Here is an 18,557-nt window from a genome sequence, read left to right as displayed (position 1 = left end):
TACGTATAATGGCAGTACGCTCTCATAGCTCAACAGGATAGAGCAGTCGCCTCCTAAGCGATCGATCGGGGTTCGAGTCCCTGTGGGAGCGCCAACTTTATTGGCAATAAATCTAGAAAAGCCCGGACATATAGGTCACAAGAAGCCAAAGGCTAAACATTGCCATCACGCCAGCGAGAATATCATCAATCATGATCCCCAATCCGCCATGAACATGCTTGTCTAACCAGCTGATCGGCCAAGGCTTCACCATATCGAACACACGGAATAAAACAAAACCAGCCAATACTGTTTTCCAATCCGTTGTTGGGACAAGAGCCATGGTCAACCAGAAACCCACAAACTCATCCCAAACAATGGCACCATGGTCATGAACTTGCATATCTGTCGATGCACGCCCGCAGATCGCAATACCAGCGAGGCTACCGACGACAATGGCTAGCCAAAGCCCAACGCCTCCACCATAGGTAACAAACACGAGATAAAACGGGATGGAAAACAGTGTTCCGACGGTGCCTGGCACGATCGGGGATAAACCACTACCAAACCCTAATGCTAATAGATGAAAGGGGTTGGTCAACGACAAGCGGTGCTTAGGATTCGTCACAATGTGGCTCCTTAAAATGATCCCAACCTGAAAGCACCCAATCGAGTGGCTTTCCTTCCGCCACCAGCTCTAACGTTTGGCTTCCATTGATTTGACCTATGCATTGCACATTGACTCCGCTATGGTTGAGCGCGGTCTCTAATGTACCACGGTGCATTTCAGGCACCGTAAAGCAGAGTTCATATTCCTCACCACTGGTCAGTGCCAGTTTTTGTGCTACCGTTTCGCTATCAACGTCCTCGCGTAAACGTTCAGACACCGGTAGCTGCGTGACCTCTATTTGTGCGCCAACATCACTGGCCTTGAGAATATGCATCAAATCTGCGTGCAGGCCATCTGAAATGTCTATCGCTGACGACGCAATACCACGTAGCGATTGCCCCACCACGATGCGGGGTTGAGATCGGTAATGTCGGTTAATCAGACCATTGGCGCGCCCTTGATCAACAATGGGTTTACCAAGCAAATAATCAAGCCCAGCTTGGCTTTCTCCCAACGTCCCCGTGACATAGATCCAGTCCCCTGGCTTAGCGCCTGAACGAGTAAGCGCTTGTCCTTTGGGCACATGACCATGAAGCGTCATGGTAATGCTTCTTGGACCTCGCGTGGTGTCTCCACCAATTAACTGCACTTGAAAGTATTCAGCTAATGCGGAAAACCCTTGGCAGAACCCTGCTACCCAGGCTTCATCCGGGTCAGGTAAGGTTAATGCGAGCGAGCACCAAGCAGGCATGGCCCCCATGGCCGCGAGATCGCTTAAGTTGGAGGCTAATGCCTTATGGGCTACATCGGATGCACTGGCTGAAGGAAGAAAATGCGTGCCCTCCACTAACGTATCTGTGGTCACTACCAGTTGGCAGCCTTCAGGTACCTCTGTAATGGCACAATCATCACCAATGCCAAGGGCGACATCTCGACGATTAACTGGTTGACGAGCGAAGTAATCGCGAATTAAATCAAATTCGTTACGCGTCATAAAACTATTTATCGGATTAGATCAAGAAAAAGGCCAGCAATGCTGGCCTAGTTAGGAGGGATTAACGTAGCCGAGGGTACGCTTTATCCAAGACGCCATTAACGAATTTATGGCTGTCTTCTGCACCAAAGCGCTTGGCCAACTCAATGGCTTCATTGATGACCACTTTATAGGGGACATCATCGCACTTTATCAGCTCATACATCGCAAGACGCAATAGAGCGTGCTCCATATCGTCAAGATCCTGCAAGGGGCGAGACAAATACGGACGCATCTTACTATCAAGCTCTTGGTGGCTAAGCGCTACGCCACTGAAAAGATTGCGAAAATACGCAACGTCTGTTTCCGGTTCACGAAGAAGCGGCTCGTTTTTTTGGTGCTCATCTTCTTCTTCGTATTTATCTGCGGCCAAGAATTGCGCTTCAATATCTGCGACATTTCCTTTAGCGAGCTGCCATGTATAGATGGCTTGCAAGGCGAATTGGCGAGCATTACGTCGTGCGGCTGGTTTCACTTTAACCCCCATTTAGGATTCAATTTGGGACAGAACATTCACCATTTCAAGCGCGCTCAGTGCAGCCTCTGCCCCTTTATTACCAGCCTTGGTACCTGCGCGTTCGATCGCTTGCTCAATGGTGTCTACTGTCAGCACACCAAAAGCAACTGGGGTTTCATATTCCAGTGCCACTTGTGCCAACCCTTTGTTACATTCTCCGGCAACATAGTCAAAATGCGGTGTGCCGCCGCGGATCACTGACCCTAGTGCTACAATCGCATCATAACGACCGCTTTTTGCCAGCTTTTGGGTCACCACAGGCAACTCGTAAGCACCGGGGCAACGTACCACGGTGATATTATCGTCGTTGACTTGGCCTTGGCGCTTGAGTGCATCAACCGCACCTTCTAGCAAACTCTCGTTGATAAAACTGTTAAAACGAGAGATAACAATAGCAACCTGCGCATTAGGCGCGGCAAATGCACCTTCGATTACGTTCATGAGCCTTCCTGTGACTTGCTTTCCGGAATGAGAAACCGCGCGATTCTAGCATACTTTTGACCATTGACACCATGTTCAGTGTCTTGGGAAAAATGCCAATATCCCACCGTTTCTCTCTGTATTTATTCGGTCACGTATTCGACTACGTTTAAACCAAACCCTGACAGCGCGTGATAGCGCTTCGTTGATGAAGAGAGCAAACGCATTTGTTTGACGCCTAAATCGGCCAATATTTGTGAGCCAATCCCAACTCGGCGTGAGGTGCCCTGCCATTTAGCCCCCGCCGGTTTGTCACCTTTATCTTGCGCTTCAAACGCTTTGATCTTGCTGATAATCGACTCGGGCGACTCTTCTTTACCCAAAACTACTAGCACACCGCCTTCTTCACTGATCCGCTTCATCGCGCGAGTCAGTCCCCAACTACGTTCTGCCGTACGATCCGATCGTAATAGGTCGGTGAAGGTGTCTTGCAAGTGCACTCTGACCAGCGTAGCTTCATCCGTAATGTCACCCTTGCGCATAGCGTAATGAATTTGATTATCAATAGTGTCACGATAAGTCACAAGATCAAATTCACCAAATTCCGTCGGCAGTTTACAAGACGCCACCCGCTCGATGGTGGTCTCGTTGAGATTACGGTATTCAATCAGATCAGCAATGGTGCCAAGTTTGATACCGTGCTGGTCACAAAACACTTCTAAGTCGGGGCGACGCGCCATGGTGCCATCCTCGTTAAGGATCTCGACAATCACGGATGAAGGACCAAAGCCACCAAGGCGGGCTAAATCACAGCCGGCTTCGGTATGGCCCGCACGCGTTAACACGCCTCCTTCTTGCGCCATCAAGGGGAACACATGGCCCGGCTGAACCAAGTCTGCCGCCTTTGCATTTGGGGCAACCGCTGCTTGAACGGTGCGCGCACGATCCGCCGCCGAAATGCCGGTGGTCACGCCTTCTGCCGCCTCTATAGAGACAGTGAAAGCTGTCGAAAATTGCGCATTGTTATCTGATACCATCAATGGCAACCCCAATTGTTCACAGCGTTGCTGAGTCAGCGTCAGGCAGATTAAACCTCGACCATGGGTCGCCATAAAGTTGATTGCTTCTGGCGTAATCGCTTCTGCTGCAATGATTAAGTCGCCTTCATTCTCGCGATCTTCGTCATCCATCAATACCACCATTTTACCTTGGCGAATATCATCGATGATTGCTTGGGCGCTACTAATTGCCATCTTGAATTCCTTATTTCAAAAAGCCGGAACGGGCCAATGTGTCTAGACTGACACCCGTTGATTGTGTCGGTTCAGCGGCCTTGTCACCGAGCATCAATCGCTCAAGGTAACGGGCAATGACATCGACTTCGATGTTTACTTTGCGCCCAGGCGCAAAGTGCTGAATAGTGGTTTGCTCAGCCGTGTGCGGTACGATGGTGAGTTTAAACGTACTGCCGTTCACCTCGTTCACCGTCAAACTGATACCATCCACCGTGATAGAGCCTTTCAATGCCACATACTTGGCGAGTTCAGGCGGTAATGCAATCCAGTACTCCCAGGCGCGGCCAGTTTGGTTAACGGACGTCACCTCTCCCAAGCCATCAACATGCCCCGAAACCATATGGCCGCCAAAACGGGTGGTAGGTAGCATGGCTTTTTCAAGATTGACGCTATCTCCTACCGACAAGGCGCCCAGTGACGAACGCGCCAAGGTTTCGGAGGAAACATCTGCGCTATAGCCCGTTGCGGTCAATGCGACGACGGTCAAGCACACCCCGTTAGTTGCAATGCTATCACCCAGTTTAACGTCTGATAAATCCAGCGCACCGCTGTCTACAGTGAGCGTCATGTCTTGCCCTTTACGCGTCAGCTTACTAATCCGGCCGACGGCTTCAATAATTCCAGTAAACATAGTGGTCTATTTTTGCCTGTTTAACGGTTGCAAGCTCGCTTTACTCGCATGCTCTGAAAGGGTGGCACGCATACGTATATCCTCTCCCACGGGCGTGATCTCATCAAAGTGAAATCGCGTCAGGGCTGACATAGTCTGGTAGCCTTCTAAAGCCAACAATGGCCGGCTATCTGCTCCCATCAAAACGGGCGCTTGGTACACTATCAGTTCATCAACTAACGCGTCGGTAAGTAAGGCACCAGCCAGTGTTGCGCCCGCTTCAACCCAAACCGTATTCATATTGTGTTTTGCTAATACCTGGAGTATTTCCGCCAAGCCAGCACCGGGCATGATCCACTCGCTAACCTGTTCAGGCCAAAGGTGATCACTCGGTTGGTCAACAACCCGGATCACCGGCCCACTCAGTTGATAGACCGTGGCGTCTGGTGATGTACGGTTATATCTATCAAGGATCACTCGCGTTGGCTGGCGAAGATCCGCCTTGGGGTATGCATTCTGTACATCATCGGGGAGTTGGGTTGAACGAACATTCAAGCTTGGATTATCGGCCAGCACGGTCTCACTGGTCGATAAGATCGCGCTGGCTTGAGCGCGCCATCGCTGCACATCGGCACGGGCAGCAGCCCCTGTAATCCACTGACTCTCGCCGTTTGCCAGCGCCGTGCGCCCATCAAGGCTGCCCGCGAGCTTTAATTGCACATAGGGCATGCCTGTTTTCATACGTTTTATAAAGCCCGGATTGAGTGCCTTAGCTTGCTCTGCCATTAATCCCACGGCTACCTCGACCCCTGCTGCTTTTAAGCGCGCAATACCACGCCCGGCAACTTGTGGATTGGGATCTTGCATTGCACACACCACGCGGCTGACTTGAGCGGCAATCAGAGCATCACAACAAGGCGGTGTACGACCATGATGCGAGCATGGCTCTAGTGTCACGTAGGCCGTTGCCCCTTTGGCGTTGTCACCGGCCGCTTTTAAGGCGTGAACTTCGGCATGCGGTTCGCCAGGAAAGGCGTGATAACCCTCACCAATAATGGTATTTCCACTCGTGATCACACAGCCAACATTGGGGTTTGGCGTTGTCGTATACCGGCCTTTAGCGGCAAGCGTTAAGGCTCGTGCCATCATTGTTTGATCTTGGTGACTGGCTGTCATTTTTGTAACCGCGCGATTTCTTCACCAAACTCGCGAATATCCTCGAAGCTATGGTAGACAGAGGCAAAGCGAATATAAGCGACTTTATCCAGCTCTTTGAGTGCTTCCATCACCAAATTACCGACCATCGCTGAGCCGATTTCTCGCTCTCCAGTAGCGCGTAAACGCGACTTAATACTATTAATCGCCTTTTCAATATCATCCGCACTGACAGGGCGCTTCTCTAAGGCTCGCTGAATACCGCCTCGAAGCTTTTCCTCATCAAACGGCTCTCGGTTCCCGTTGGTTTTTATCACGCGTGGCATGACTAACTCCGCCGTTTCGAACGTCGTATAACGTTCAGCGCACGCCAAACATTGGCGGCGACGGCGAACTTGGTGACCATCGGCTACGAGCCGAGAATCGATCACTTTGGTATCGGTGGTACCACAGAATGGACAGTGCATGAGCGTCGCCTCCTCAGTATCATCCCGCTAGTGTAACCGATTTGCGAAGATGAAAAAGCCTATCTAAGAGGACTTTATAATGGTTTTGTGCCCCAAACAGGGTCACAGATAGGCTAACAAATAAGAAAGGCGCCCCAAGGCGCCTGACTTATCATACAGATTGCCTACCCGTCGTTAGGCATACACAGGTAACCGACGACAAATGGCTTGGACTTTTTCTTTTGTCTCTGCAATCACTTGCTCGTTGTTAATGTTATCTAGCACATCACACATCCAGTGCGCGAGCTGCTCGGCATCGTCTTCGGTGAAGCCACGACGCGTAATCGCAGGCGTTCCCACTCGGATCCCCGATGTCACAAACGGGCTTCGCGGATCGTTCGGTACACTGTTTTTGTTCACCGTAATATTCGCCGCGCCTAGTGCTGCGTCTGCTTCCTTGCCAGTGATATTTTTGTCAACTAGATCCACGAGCAGCAGGTGGTTATCCGTTGACCCCGATACGATTTTATACCCGCGAGCTTGAAAGCCTTTTACCATCGCACGTGCATTATCAATAACACGTGATTGGTAGGCCTTAAATTCAGGCTCCATCGCTTCTTTGAACGCCACCGCTTTACCGGCAATCACGTGCATTAACGGACCACCCTGCCCCCCTGGGAATACTGCTGAATTGAGCTTTTTATAAATGTCTTCACCCGCGTTCGACAAGATCAGACCACCACGTGGGCCCGCGAGTGTTTTGTGGGTCGTTGTGGTGACCACGTGCGCATGTGGTAAAGGATCCGGGTAGACGCCTGCAGCAATGAGGCCAGCAACGTGGGCCATATCGACAAAGAACCAAGCGCCGACCTTATCAGCAATCTCACGCATGCGTTTCCAGTCCACCACTTGTGAGTAGGCAGAGAAACCACCGATGATCACTTTGGGTTTGTGCTCAAGCGCTAGCTGCTCCATTTGTTCATAGTCAATTTTACCGGCTTCATCGATGCCATACGGGACAACATGATAGTGTTTACCCGAAAAGTTAACCGGAGAGCCGTGGGTTAAGTGCCCACCGTGTGCCAAGCTCATACCTAGCACCGTATCACCTGGGTTTAATAGCGCCATATATACCGCGCTGTTAGCTTGTGAGCCAGAATGCGGCTGAACATTGGCATATTCACAACCAAACAGTTCACAAGCACGCTCGATGGCCAATGTCTCGACTTTATCTACATATTCACAACCGCCGTAATAACGCTTGCCGGGATAGCCTTCCGCGTACTTGTTGGTCAGTTGAGAGCCTTGCGCTTCCATCACGCGTGGGCTGGTATAGTTTTCTGAGGCGATCAGCTCAATATGCTCTTCTTGGCGCGTACTTTCTTCTTCCATCGCCGCAAACAGCGCTGGATCATAATCCGCGATATTCATGTCACGCTTTAGCATTTGTCTCTCCTGACTTAACATTGGCGGGCAATTACCCAAAAAGCGAAGCTAGGGCTCTTTCAAATCACCTAGCAAAAATGTGTACAGGTGTGATGGCTTAGATCACGCCTTGGCTTAGTCGCCTTAACATGACAAATCAAAGCGATTAAGCCAAGGAAAATCGTTCACTACAGCGGCGCTACGCAAACGTTTTCGTCACCGCCATGACTGCGTTTCCCATTCTACAAAAAATCCCTCCTATCAGGTAGCCTGTGCCACACTTTTTCTTTTAAATCGGTCTGTTTTCGCTTACGCCTGCACTTTAAATAATACAGTGTAAAGATTTTACAGCGGAGTATCACAATACTGACGTTTTAAGATCAGCTTATTTACCCCATTGACTTCCTATCAATCACCATTGGCGATAAAATGCGCGCCCGAAATTCCCAAAAACCTTTTTCACCGCCGGCCCACATGGGTTTTGGCGGCCTTTTTTGTTGTTGACATTTTTGTAGGGAGAAGCCGTGTGAGCCGTTATCAACACAGCTTGAAAGAAGACATTATTGCCATCGCCTCCGGCGCTTTTTTGGTCGCTCAAGGGGTGTTTTTTTTACAGCAGGCCGGGTTGTTAACAGGGGGCACGACAGGTCTCGCATTGTTATTCAGTCAATTTACCGACCTATCGTTCGGTACGTTGTATTTTCTCTGTAACTGCCCTTTTTACATGATGGCTTGGTTTAGAATGAGCCCGCGCTTTGCTGTCCGAAGTTTATTCGCGGGTGGCGCCGTCTCCGTCATGGCTGATCACATTGCTTATTTTTTCGAAATCACTTGGCTCGCTCCCGCCTACTGTGCCGTGGTCGGCGGATTGTTGATGGGGGTTGGGATGCTGATGATCTTTCGCCACAACGCGAGCTTGGGCGGCTTTAACGTCCTGGTGCTCTATTGTCAGGACAAGTTTGGGATCTCGGCAGGAAAGCTACAAATGGGCATCGACTGCTCTATTCTCGCGTTATCTTTCTTCCTCATCGACCGGGATCTGCTGATGTGGTCTGTGGTTGGCGCGGTTGTGCTCAATTTGGTTTTGGCGATGAACCACAAGCCCGGGCGCTATCAGGCGCACCCCGCTCATCCAGGCGTTTAAGCGACCTCAACGCCAATCAATACAACAAGACTAAGCAAAACAAAAAAGCCAAGCAGAATGCTTGGCTTTTTGCTGTTAGCGGTATCGACTGCAAGCACGCGATTAGATTGCTTCTTCGTCTTCTTCACCGGTGCGAATACGCACTACACGCTCAACATCAAAAACAAAGATCTTACCGTCCCCTATTTTTCCGGTTTGTGCGGTATCGATAATGGTATCAACGCACTGCTCTGCCACGTCATTACTCACCACCACCTCGAGCTTCACTTTGGGAAGAAAATCCACCATATACTCCGCACCGCGGTACAGTTCAGTGTGGCCTTTTTGGCGACCAAAACCTTTCACTTCTGAGACGGTCATTCCGGTAATACCGACGTCTGCAAGTGCTTCGCGTACGTCATCGAGTTTAAATGGCTTGATGATGGCTTCAATTTTTTTCATTCTGTTATCCCTCTCGTTGGCCACTGGCCGGTCCTGATGGATCAATTGTTTAACTGAAATTGTATCGCAGCAGGATAAAAAATCATCCATCGATTCACGTATAACACAAAAAAGCCGCCAAACGATGGCGGCTCATATCACATTTAATGGCTAACCCAAGGTCACCCGCGCGTTGCGGAACATGCGCATCCACGCACTGTCTTCGCCCCAATCGTCTGGGTGCCAAGAGTTCGCTACGGTGCGGAATACTCGCTCTGGGTGCGGCATCATAATAGTGACGCGACCCGACTCAGTGGTCAGCGCGGTAATGCCATTTGGTGAGCCATTCGGGTTAGCCGGATACGCTTGTGTTGGCTGGCCGTGATTATCGGTGTAACGTAGCGCCACCGTGCCGGACGCTTCAATCGCCGCCAAATGCTCAGCATCGCGCACCTCCACGCGGCCCTCACCATGCGATACCGCAATGGGCATGCGTGACCCCGCCATCCCTGCAAAGAAGGCCGATGGACTCGATTGCACTTCCACCATGCTAAAGCGGGCTTCAAAGCGCTCAGACTCGTTGCGGACAAACCGTGGCCAGTGCGCCGCCCCTGGGATCAATTCATGCAGGTTCGAAAGCATCTGACAGCCATTACACACGCCAAGTGCCAACGTGTCTTCACGACTAAAGAAAGCACTAAATTGGTCGCGCGCGCGGCTGTTGAACAAAATCGATTTCGCCCAACCTTCACCGGCGCCCAATACATCGCCGTAAGAGAAACCGCCACAGGCCACCAGCCCTTGGAAACCGTCCAAGCTGACCCGCCCTGAAAGAATATCACTCATGTGAACGTCCACGGCGTTAAATCCGGCACGGTCAAAGGCGGCTGCCATTTCTACGTGCGAGTTAACGCCTTGTTCACGCAAAATGGCCATGGTCGGTTGCTGGCCGGTGGCAATATACGGCGCTGCAATGTCTTCGTGGACATCAAAGCTCAGCGAGGCGTGCAAACCGGGATCGTCCGACTGCTTGCCATCAAATTCCTGACGCGCACAATCGGGATTGTCACGACGCGCTTGCATCTGATACGTGGTTTCAGCCCAAATCTGACGTAAGTACTGGCGACTGGCTTGATAGACAGGTGCCTCACCGTGACGCAAGATAATCTCATCGCTACCGTTTAAGCCGCCAATCAGATGGCTGCATGCGGTCAATTGATGCTCCGCTAGCACGGCATTGACGCGCTCAAGATCTTGCGCGGTCACTTGGATCACTGCGCCCAACTCTTCGTTAAACAGCACCGACAAGGCATCGTCACCTAAGCGGGCAATATCTACATCAATGCCCGTGTGACCGGCAAACGCCATTTCTGCCAAGGTCACGAACAAGCCGCCATCGGCACGGTCGTGATACGCCAGCAGCTTTTGTTCTGCCACCAAGGTTTGCATCGCATGGAAAAAATCTTTTAGGCGCGCGCTGCTGGTGACATCGGCAGGCTGATCACCCAGTTGATGATACACCTGCGCCAACGCGGTCGCGCCCAGACGCTGCGCCCCGTCACCGAGATCAATCGCAATCAGGTGGCTGTCACCTTTATCAGTACGCAATTGTGGCGTGACCGTACGGCGCACATCGTCTACGCGCCCAAAAGCGGTGATGATCAGCGACATCGGTGCCGTCACGGTTTTGTTTTCACCTTCTTGCTGCCATTGGGTTTTCATCGACATCGAGTCTTTACCCACCGGAATGGTCAATGACAGCTCCGGACACAGCTCCTCACCCACGGCTTTGACCGCTTCGTACAAACCAGCGTCTTCGCCCGGGTGCCCAGCCGCAGACATCCAGTTAGCAGACAACTTAATGTTGGTCAGGCTGCCAATATCAGCACAGGCGATATTGGTCAGTGCTTCGCCCACCGCCATACGGGCCGAGGCAGCAAAGTCGAGCAAGGCAGCAGGGGTGCGTTCGCCCATCGCCATCGCTTCGCCGTGGTAGCTGTCATAACTGGCCGCAGTGACCGCACAGTTCGCGACCGGCACCTGCCAGGGGCCGACCATTTGGTCACGCGCCACCAGCCCGGTCACCGAGCGATCACCGATGGTGATCAAGAAGGTTTTCTCCGCCACCGCAGGCAAACGTAAAACACGCTCACAAGCTTCCGCCAGTTCAATACCCTGGGTGTTAAGTGCGGTGCCTGTCACTTGCTGACGCGTAACGTCGCGATGCATCTTGGGCGCTTTACCCAGCAGAATATCCATCGGCATATCGATGGGCATATTGTCAAAATAGCTATCGCTAAGTGACAAATGGCGCGCGTCGGTGGCATCACCAAGCACCGCATAAGGGGCGCGCTCACGCTCACACAAGGCTTCAAAACGCGGCATATTTTCGGGTTTTACGGCTAACACGTAACGCTCTTGTGACTCGTTACACCAAATGGCGAGCGGGCTCATGCCCGGCTCATCATTAGGAATATCACGCAGGTTAAAGCGTCCACCGCGGCCGCCATCATCGACCAGCTCTGGCATCGCATTCGAGAGGCCACCGGCGCCCACATCATGAATAAAGGCAATCGGGTTGTCCTCGCCAAGCTGCCAGCAACGGTCAATCACCTCTTGGCAGCGACGCTCCATTTCTGGGTTCTCACGTTGCACCGAGGCAAAGTCCAAGTCTTCTGCCGACTGGCCTGATGCCATGGACGATGCCGCCCCACCGCCAAGACCGATATTCATTGCAGGCCCGCCCAGCACGATCAATTTTGCGCCAACGTCGATGTCATTTTTTTGCACATGCTCATCGCGGATATTTCCCATCCCACCGGCAAGCATAATGGGCTTGTGATAGCCGCGCACTTCTTCTCCGGCATGGGAGGTCACCCACTGCTCATAGGTACGGAAGTAGCCGAGTAAGTTAGGCCGTCCAAATTCGTTGTTAAACGCAGCACCGCCCAACGGACCTTCCAACATAATATCGAGCGCAGTGGCAATGCGCTCTGGCTTACCATAATCTTGTTCCCAAGGCTGAATAAAGCCGGGAATTTTTAAGTTCGAAACAGAAAAACCAACCAATCCCGCTTTGGGTTTGCCGCCCAAGCCTGTCGCACCCTCATCACGAATTTCACCGCCAGACCCCGTTGCCGCGCCCGGCCAAGGCGAAATAGCCGTCGGATGGTTATGGGTTTCGACTTTCATCAAAATATGAGCAGGTTCATGATGATACTGATAGGTGTGGCTGTCTGGGGTGGGAAAAAAGCGCCCCACGTTTGAGCCAGTCATCACTGCTGCGTTGTCTTTATACGCAGAGAGGACGTTATCCGGTGTCTGCTCGTAGGTGTTTTTGATCATTTTAAACAGCGACTTGGGCTGTTTCTCACCATCAATGGTCCAATCGGCGTTGAATATTTTGTGTCGGCAATGCTCAGAGTTGGCTTGCGCAAACATCATTAATTCAATGTCGTTAGGGTTGCGTCCTAACTGTGTGAAGTTCTCGACCAGATAATCGATTTCATCGTCTGCCAGTGCCAGCCCTAAAGCTTGGTTAGCCTCAGCTAAAGCGGCTCGACCACCAGAGAGAACGTCCACGCTATGCATCGGCGTAGGTTCCGCTTGTTCGAACAGCACCGCTGCGGCTTCTAGCTCACCGAACACACTTTCCATCATTCGATCGTGCAACAATCCGATTAAGGTCGCGTGTTGCTCATCACTTAATGGCGCCGATAATTGGATATAGTACGCGGTTCCGCGCTCTAAGCGTTTAACCGCATCCAAGCCGCAGTTATGGGCAATATCGGTTGCCTTTGATGACCACGGAGACAAAGTGCCTGGCCGCGGAGTAACGAGAAACAAAGTGCCATCAGGCATATGCGAAGAGAGGGTGGGCCCATAGGCTAGAAGTTTTTCCAGTTTGTCTTGCTCAGCCGCATCCAACGGATGCTGTAAATCAGCAAAGTGAATAAACTCAGCATACAGTGCCGTCACCGGTAACTGATGAGCTTGGCAGCTCGCTAGCAGTTTGTTGACACGAAACTCAGACAGTGCGGGGGATCCACGCAAAATATCCATGTGCGTACGTCTCTCGTTAGCGGTAAATGAAAGGGGATACCTAAGTTATCGCGCTCTGGCATGATAACTTGGGTATCACCACACGCGTTACCGCAATGGTGAACAGAGTAAAAGCCCGTTAAGCGCTAGCCTTTTAAACAAGCGGCCGCCATTATAGGGCAAAAGTGTCAGGGACAACACACCTGACGCAACCGTTTGCGCAAAAAATTTCCCTCTATCGGTCTGCGGTCTATTCACGTAGAATATCGCGTCTATCGATCACCGCTAGCACGATGATGCTGGCCTGCAATAGCGAGCGACTGCCTTTGACTCAGCGCGACTTTTCTCTGCGATCATGGATGACTAGCCTAGCCGTGTTAGTGCTTAGCCTCGTGTTAGTCGGCTGTGATTGGCAATTCGACGATCGTACCGTCTTGGACAAAATCCGTGACCGTGGAGTTCTTCGGGTCGGGACGCTAAACAACGAGCTCTCTTATTATATTGGCCCCGATGGCCCGACCGGTCTCGATTACGAACTCGCTAAACGTTTCGCCGATAAGCTTGGGGTCAAGCTAGAAATGATCCCCACCTATACCCTATCAGGCCTTTTCCCCGCATTAGAACGCGGTGATGTCGATGTGATTGCCGCTAGTCTCACGATTACCGATCAACGACTCGCACAATTCCGCCCCGGCCCCGCCTACTATTTTGTCAGCCAACAAGTCGTCTACAAAAAAGGCCATTGGCGCCCACGCGATGTGGGGGACTTTAACCGTGAAGACGCTGTCATGGCGGTGGTGGAAGATTCTAGCCACGATCTGACCTTACAAACACTGAAAAAAGATCATCCCGATTTGAGCTGGAAAGTGGTGCAAGACGCTGACGACGACGAACTGCTTAAACAAGTCGCAGAAGGTGACATTGATTTTACCATCGCTGATTCGGTTGATATTGCGTTGATGCAACGCACCCATCCGGATATCGCTGTAGCCATGGCGCTGAGCGAAGATGAACCTGTAGCCTGGTTTATGAAAAAAAAGGGAGATAGCAGCGCCTATGCTCTCATGGTCAACTTTTTTGGCGAGTTGAATCAAACCGGTGAGTTGGCAATCCTAGAAGAAAAATATTTCGGTCATGTCGACCAATTTGATTATGTTGATACACGTGCCTTCTTACGTGCCATTGAAAGTAAATTGCCGACATGGGAGCCGCTATTCAAAAAGCACGCGAATGATTTTGATTGGCGCCTGCTTGCCGCGTTGTCGTATCAAGAATCACATTGGAACCCTCGCGCCATTTCCCCAACAGGCGTTAGAGGCATGATGATGCTCACACTCCCCACCGCAAAATCGGTCGGTGTGAGAAACCGCCTTGACCCTGAACAAAGCATTAAAGGGGGAGCTCTGTACCTGCAACGTGTGCTCGAGCGTGTGCCTGACAGTGTCAATCAGCACGAACGTATCTGGTTTGCCCTCGCCTCTTATAATATTGGTTTTGGCCACGTAATGGATGCACGGCGACTGACGGATGCGCAAGGTGCCGATCCCAACTCTTGGAGTGACGTAAAGCAGCGTCTGCCGTTATTAGCCAAGCGCCAGTATTACACCCAAACACGCTACGGCTATGCACGTGGCTACGAAGCGCTCAGCTATGTCGAAAATATTCGTCGCTACTACCAAAGTATTCTAGGCTATGAGAAAGCACATATAGAATCACTCGACAGCCAACAAGTTGAAGATCTCGGTGGCCTACAGACAATAGTCGCGCCCGATGAGCCGTCGACACAAGCCCTCGAGAAAACAACCGAGCAAGCGCCAAATCCGGCGTCATCACTGTCAGAGGACAACTCGACACCGCAATCAGACACGCAACCGCGATGAGGACAGCATGGTTCCAAGAAAACGGCTGGTGAAACAAAGCTTTCGCAAAAACAACATTTCATCCGCTAACCGGCGTAAGCGTATGCGCCAAAATATGCATAAAAAGGTGCTTTGGCGACAACGTGCCTTTGCGATTCGTGAATTTGCGGCCTTTGATGATGCTTTTTAGGACACTTTGCCTGAGTTAGGCAAGCAAGATTAAGACTGGCGGGCTGCTTTTTTTGCGGCCTTTTTTTCAGCCCGACGCCGCCGGAAAAAGGCTTGTAATTGAGCCCGACATTCAGCTTCTAACACCCCACCCTCGCTGTGAACATGATGGTTAACCCCCTCATAGCTGAGTAAGTTCATCACCGAGCCAGCGGCACCGGTTTTGGGATCGGGCGCGCCAAAATAGACTTTTCGGACACGGCCATGCACTATCGCCGCGGCACACATCGGGCACGGTTCGAGTGTCACATAAAGATCCGCGTCTAATAAACGGTAATTACCCAGCACTTGGCCGGCTTGGCGTAATGCCATCACTTCAGCGTGCGCAGTTGCATCATGCTGCGTAATGGTGCGATTCCACCCCATTCCAACCACGTCGCCTTGATAGACGACCACCGCCCCCACGGGCACTTCACCTTCTTGCTCGGCATTCTCGGCCAGAGTGATCGCCTGGCGCATGTAAACGTCGTGAATCGTATCCGACGCTTGTGGTTCGTTCATTCCAACCTCTATTCATTGGCTACGCAATTAATGGCTAGTATACGACACAAACAAGCCGGCTCGAAGGCCGGCTTGTGTCCGAAAAATAGCGATAGACGATAAAATCGCCCACTCAACGCTTATTGCACCAGATACTGGTAACTGGCTTGAATACCCAGTGGCAACCCGAACGCCCAATACGCCAATAGGAACAAGGTCCACCCCACCAGCATGGTCAATGAATAAGGGATCATCATCGATGCCACGGTACCAATCCCGGTGGCTTTCACATAGCGCTGGCAGTACACCACGACCAGCGGGAAGAACACCATCAGAGGCGATATAATATTCGAGACCGAGTCACCGACACGATACGCCGCCTGCGACAATTCAGGGGAAATGCCTACGACCATTAACATCGGCACCAAAATAGGACCAATCAAGCCCCATTTTGCCGACGCAGAACCAATCAATAAGTTCACCATTGCCGTCAGCAAAATCATCCCCACAATCGTCATCTCACCGGGCAGGTTCATTGACTGCAACAGCTCCGCGCCGTTGAGCGCCAACAAGGTACCAATGTTTGATTGCGTAAATGCGGCCAAGAATTGCGCGCAGAAAAACGCCATCACCATATAAGCGCCCATGGTCGCCATGGTGTCAGACATGGATTTGATCACATCTTGGCTGGTTTTAAAGGTACCCGCGGTTTTGCCATACACAATGCCTGGGATAATAAAGAGCACAAAAATCAGCGGCACGATCGATTGCATAATCGGCGCATCAAAGGCGGTCAGCTCGCCTGTGGGTGACCGAAGCGGCGAGGTTTCAGGCCATGAGGCCGCCACCAGCGCTGCGATCCCAACCAGCATCGCCAATCCAGCACGGTTAAAGGCTTTGCCTTCAATCGTCGTAAATGAGCCAAGGTCAGGGGCCTCTTCGGCATCTTCATCGATAGACATGCGGTTAAGGCGTGGCTCAACAATCTTTTCGGTCACAAACCAGCCGAGTGCCACGATTAAGATAGACGACAGTCCCGTAAAGTAGATGTTGGCCAACGGATTCACTTGATAACCATCGTCCAGTACATGTGCGGCCGACTCCGTAAAGCCTGCCAATAATGGATCGATTCCTGAAGGAATAAAGTTGGCCGAGAATCCACCCGACACGCCGGCAAAAGCAGCTGCAATACCCGCGAGTGGATGGCGGCCTGCGGCGTGGAAGATAATTCCGCCCAGTGGGATCACCAGCACATAGCCTGCATCTGCCGCGGTATGTGACACGATCGCCACCAAAATCAGCATCGGCGTAAGCGCTTGTTTCGGTGTCACACTCAGCATCTTCTTGAGCCCCGTGGTGATAAAGCCAGACTGATCGGCTACCCCCACACCCAACATTGCTACCAGTACAATCCCAAGCGGCGCAAATCCTGTAAAAGTGTCAACCATGCTGGTTAAAAAGTGGGCGAGCGCAGTGCCGGTAAGAAGGTTTTTGACTTGGACGGTATCACCGGTCAAAGGGTGAACCGAGTTAAATTCTATCTGCGATAAAATAGCGGAAAGCACCCAAACGGTAATCAAGCCCCAGAAAAACAATAAGGCGGGATCTGGGATCCGGTTGCCCGCGCGCTCTATCATATTTAAAAACCGATCCAACCCTCGCGGTCGATCAGTGTCGGTTGATTGGCTAATGTGTTGGCTCACTGAGAACTCCGTTATTTTCGATGTTGTGTCTTGGCTTACCTGATCACGCAGGTTTTAATGACAATAAAATGACAAATCATCGCCAGTAAAGCAAAAAACAGCATAGTTAGCCATAAGTAGGCCCGTTAACCCAATGTTAAATTGTTTTATAGTTAGAAAAGCAGCACAAAAAACGGATGCTTACCAATAAAGATGAAACATTTAGAAACAAAAAAACGCATAGCATGGAAGACGTATGCTGGCCCTAGCAATCTACAACATCAACGATATGATTAGGGTAAGGCAACTCTAGGAGAGCATGATGAAATCCCTTTCGCGTGTTATTAAAGCGCCTACGCCACACTGGGTAGGCAATGGCTTCCCCGCTCGTTCGCTGTTTTCCTATCACCACCAAGCGGCGGAGGTGAGCCCCTTTTTGTTGCTGGACTATGCCGGCCCGATGCACTTCCCCGCCGATGGCGTGAAGCGAGGAGTGGGTGAGCACCCCCATCGCGGGTTCGAGACCGTCACCATTGTGTATCAAGGTGAAGTGGAACATCGTGATTCCACCGGTAAAGGCGGCGTGATTGGCCCCGGCGATGTACAGTGGATGACCGCAGGTAGCGGCATTATGCACGAGGAGTTTCATTCCAGTGCGTTCAGCCACACTGGCGGCGAGCTGCAAATGGTGCAGCTGTGGGTTAACCTCCCCAAACAAGACAAGATGACCGCACCGGGTTATCAAGGCATTCGCAAAGCCGATATTCCCGACGTTACCCTGGCCGATAAGGCAGGCACATTACGGCTCATAGCCGGTGAGTTTGACGGTCATCAGGGGCCAGCCAAAACCTTTAGCCCTATGCAGGTTTGGGATATACGGTTAAACGCTGGCGGGAAAACGCAGCTTACGCTCCCCCAAGACTGGACCACCGCGGTGGTGGTGCTGGAGGGCAACGTCAGTATCAACGCCGCCGACCCCATTGGCGACGCCGATATAGCACTGCTTAGCCGCCAAGGCCGCGAAGTCGCATTGCACGCCTCACAAGATAGCGTGATTTTGCTACTCAGTGGTGAGCCCATCACCGATCCCATCGTCGGTCATGGTCCTTTTGTGATGAATACCAAGCAAGAGATTTTGCAAGCGTTCAACGATCTGCAAGCAGGCAAGTTCGGGCAGCTATAGGGACTGAGTCAAGAGCGCCGTCATCCGCGA

17 protein-coding genes and 1 tRNA gene are annotated in these 18,557 nt (G+C 51.6%); 5 read left to right on the top strand and 13 right to left on the bottom strand.

Annotation, left to right across the window (positions count from 1 at the left end):
• Nucleotides 1–18 precede the first annotated feature (18 nt).
• Nucleotides 19–94 (top strand) — tRNA-Arg (locus tag BUQ98_RS01060).
• 18 nt (nt 95–112) lie between these two features.
• Here BUQ98_RS01060 and pgpA read toward each other — a convergent pair.
• The 9 genes from pgpA to glyA all read right to left on the bottom strand — a co-directional run bounded on the left by pgpA (nt 113) and on the right by glyA (nt 7,511).
• The gene (gene pgpA, locus BUQ98_RS01055; protein ID WP_074212096.1) at nt 113–607 is read right to left on the bottom strand and encodes a phosphatidylglycerophosphatase A; all 495 of its coding nucleotides are present in this window, start codon (nt 605–607) and stop codon (nt 113–115) included.
• Complete coding sequence (thiL, locus tag BUQ98_RS01050; RefSeq protein ID WP_074212095.1) at nt 594–1,583, bottom strand: thiamine-phosphate kinase; 990 nt, start codon at nt 1,581–1,583, stop codon at nt 594–596. Before thiL ends, pgpA begins: the two co-directional genes overlap by 14 nt.
• Nucleotides 1,584–1,644: 61 nt before the next feature.
• Nucleotides 1,645–2,109 (bottom strand): transcription antitermination factor NusB, encoded by a 465-nt coding sequence (nusB, locus tag BUQ98_RS01045; protein ID WP_074212094.1) that lies wholly within the window; start codon nt 2,107–2,109, stop codon nt 1,645–1,647.
• A complete protein-coding gene (gene ribE / locus BUQ98_RS01040) occupies nt 2,110–2,580 on the bottom strand; it encodes a 6,7-dimethyl-8-ribityllumazine synthase (protein ID WP_025673041.1) in 471 nt (156 codons plus the stop codon).
• 122 nt (nt 2,581–2,702) lie between these two features.
• Complete coding sequence (gene ribBA, locus BUQ98_RS01035; RefSeq protein WP_074212093.1) at nt 2,703–3,812, bottom strand: bifunctional 3,4-dihydroxy-2-butanone-4-phosphate synthase/GTP cyclohydrolase II; 1,110 nt, start codon at nt 3,810–3,812, stop codon at nt 2,703–2,705.
• 10 nt (nt 3,813–3,822) lie between these two features.
• On the bottom strand, nt 3,823–4,485 hold the full coding sequence (locus tag BUQ98_RS01030) for a riboflavin synthase (RefSeq protein ID WP_074212092.1): 663 nt from the start codon (nt 4,483–4,485) through the stop codon (nt 3,823–3,825).
• Between the two features lie 6 nt (nt 4,486–4,491).
• Entirely contained in the window at nt 4,492–5,640 is a 1,149-nt protein-coding gene (ribD, locus tag BUQ98_RS01025; protein WP_074212091.1) for a bifunctional diaminohydroxyphosphoribosylaminopyrimidine deaminase/5-amino-6-(5-phosphoribosylamino)uracil reductase RibD, read from the bottom strand.
• Nucleotides 5,637–6,086, bottom strand: a complete 450-nt coding sequence (gene nrdR / locus BUQ98_RS01020; protein WP_074212090.1) for a transcriptional regulator NrdR — start codon at nt 6,084–6,086, stop codon at nt 5,637–5,639. Before nrdR ends, ribD begins: the two co-directional genes overlap by 4 nt.
• Nucleotides 6,087–6,260: 174 nt before the next feature.
• The gene (gene glyA / locus BUQ98_RS01015; RefSeq protein ID WP_074212089.1) at nt 6,261–7,511 is read right to left on the bottom strand and encodes a serine hydroxymethyltransferase; all 1,251 of its coding nucleotides are present in this window, start codon (nt 7,509–7,511) and stop codon (nt 6,261–6,263) included.
• 505 nt (nt 7,512–8,016) lie between these two features.
• Between glyA and BUQ98_RS01010 the strand changes: the two genes are divergently transcribed.
• Nucleotides 8,017–8,634, top strand: a complete 618-nt coding sequence (locus BUQ98_RS01010; RefSeq protein ID WP_074212088.1) for a DUF6198 family protein — start codon at nt 8,017–8,019, stop codon at nt 8,632–8,634.
• Between the two features lie 102 nt (nt 8,635–8,736).
• On the opposite strand, the gene glnB is transcribed toward BUQ98_RS01010, so the two are convergent.
• Nucleotides 8,737–9,075 (bottom strand): nitrogen regulatory protein P-II, encoded by a 339-nt coding sequence (glnB, locus tag BUQ98_RS01005; protein WP_025673037.1) that lies wholly within the window; start codon nt 9,073–9,075, stop codon nt 8,737–8,739.
• A gap of 150 nt (nt 9,076–9,225) precedes the next feature.
• Entirely contained in the window at nt 9,226–13,116 is a 3,891-nt protein-coding gene (gene purL, locus BUQ98_RS01000) for a phosphoribosylformylglycinamidine synthase (RefSeq protein ID WP_074212087.1), read from the bottom strand.
• A gap of 338 nt (nt 13,117–13,454) precedes the next feature.
• Here purL and mltF point away from each other — a divergent pair, with 338 nt between their 5' ends.
• Both mltF and BUQ98_RS16990 read left to right on the top strand, forming a co-directional pair.
• Complete coding sequence (gene mltF / locus BUQ98_RS00995) at nt 13,455–14,975, top strand: membrane-bound lytic murein transglycosylase MltF (RefSeq protein WP_074213536.1); 1,521 nt, start codon at nt 13,455–13,457, stop codon at nt 14,973–14,975.
• Between the two features lie 7 nt (nt 14,976–14,982).
• Nucleotides 14,983–15,144: a hypothetical protein gene (locus tag BUQ98_RS16990; RefSeq protein ID WP_167369481.1), complete on the top strand. Its 162-nt coding sequence runs from the start codon at nt 14,983–14,985 to the stop codon at nt 15,142–15,144.
• Nucleotides 15,145–15,173: 29 nt separating this feature from the next.
• Here BUQ98_RS16990 and tadA read toward each other — a convergent pair whose 3' ends face one another.
• The gene (gene tadA / locus BUQ98_RS00990) at nt 15,174–15,683 is read right to left on the bottom strand and encodes a tRNA adenosine(34) deaminase TadA (RefSeq protein WP_074212086.1); all 510 of its coding nucleotides are present in this window, start codon (nt 15,681–15,683) and stop codon (nt 15,174–15,176) included.
• Between the two features lie 119 nt (nt 15,684–15,802).
• Entirely contained in the window at nt 15,803–17,299 is a 1,497-nt protein-coding gene (locus BUQ98_RS00985) for an AbgT family transporter (protein ID WP_083605244.1), read from the bottom strand.
• Between the two features lie 364 nt (nt 17,300–17,663).
• Between BUQ98_RS00985 and BUQ98_RS00980 the strand changes: the two genes are divergently transcribed.
• The gene (locus BUQ98_RS00980; RefSeq protein ID WP_217693625.1) at nt 17,664–18,527 is read left to right on the top strand and encodes a pirin family protein; all 864 of its coding nucleotides are present in this window, start codon (nt 17,664–17,666) and stop codon (nt 18,525–18,527) included.
• Nucleotides 18,528–18,557 lie beyond the last annotated feature (30 nt).

Source organism: Salinivibrio sp. ES.052, assembly GCF_900141775.1.
In the GTDB taxonomy this organism is placed as follows: domain Bacteria; phylum Pseudomonadota; class Gammaproteobacteria; order Enterobacterales; family Vibrionaceae; genus Salinivibrio.
The sequence above is the reverse complement of the archived record's forward strand: the minus strand, read 5'-3'. Positions and strand labels throughout refer to the sequence as shown.

Coding starts and splice junctions, on each gene's coding strand:
- thiL (WP_074212095.1), bottom strand. CDS start 1,583: ATGACGCGTAACGAATTTGATTTAATTCGCGATTACTTCGCTCGTCAA.
- nusB (WP_074212094.1), bottom strand. CDS start 2,109: ATGGGGGTTAAAGTGAAACCAGCCGCACGACGTAATGCTCGCCAATTC.
- ribE (WP_025673041.1), bottom strand. CDS start 2,580: ATGAACGTAATCGAAGGTGCATTTGCCGCGCCTAATGCGCAGGTTGCT.
- ribBA (WP_074212093.1), bottom strand. CDS start 3,812: ATGGCAATTAGTAGCGCCCAAGCAATCATCGATGATATTCGCCAAGGT.
- BUQ98_RS01030 (WP_074212092.1), bottom strand. CDS start 4,485: ATGTTTACTGGAATTATTGAAGCCGTCGGCCGGATTAGTAAGCTGACG.
- ribD (WP_074212091.1), bottom strand. CDS start 5,640: ATGACAGCCAGTCACCAAGATCAAACAATGATGGCACGAGCCTTAACG.
- nrdR (WP_074212090.1), bottom strand. CDS start 6,086: ATGCACTGTCCATTCTGTGGTACCACCGATACCAAAGTGATCGATTCT.
- glyA (WP_074212089.1), bottom strand. CDS start 7,511: ATGCTAAAGCGTGACATGAATATCGCGGATTATGATCCAGCGCTGTTT.
- glnB (WP_025673037.1), bottom strand. CDS start 9,075: ATGAAAAAAATTGAAGCCATCATCAAGCCATTTAAACTCGATGACGTA.
- purL (WP_074212087.1), bottom strand. CDS start 13,116: ATGGATATTTTGCGTGGATCCCCCGCACTGTCTGAGTTTCGTGTCAAC.
- mltF (WP_074213536.1), top strand. CDS start 13,455: ATGACTAGCCTAGCCGTGTTAGTGCTTAGCCTCGTGTTAGTCGGCTGT.
- BUQ98_RS16990 (WP_167369481.1), top strand. CDS start 14,983: ATGGTTCCAAGAAAACGGCTGGTGAAACAAAGCTTTCGCAAAAACAAC.
- tadA (WP_074212086.1), bottom strand. CDS start 15,683: ATGAACGAACCACAAGCGTCGGATACGATTCACGACGTTTACATGCGC.
- BUQ98_RS00985 (WP_083605244.1), bottom strand. CDS start 17,299: ATGATAGAGCGCGCGGGCAACCGGATCCCAGATCCCGCCTTATTGTTT.
- BUQ98_RS00980 (WP_217693625.1), top strand. CDS start 17,664: ATGATGAAATCCCTTTCGCGTGTTATTAAAGCGCCTACGCCACACTGG.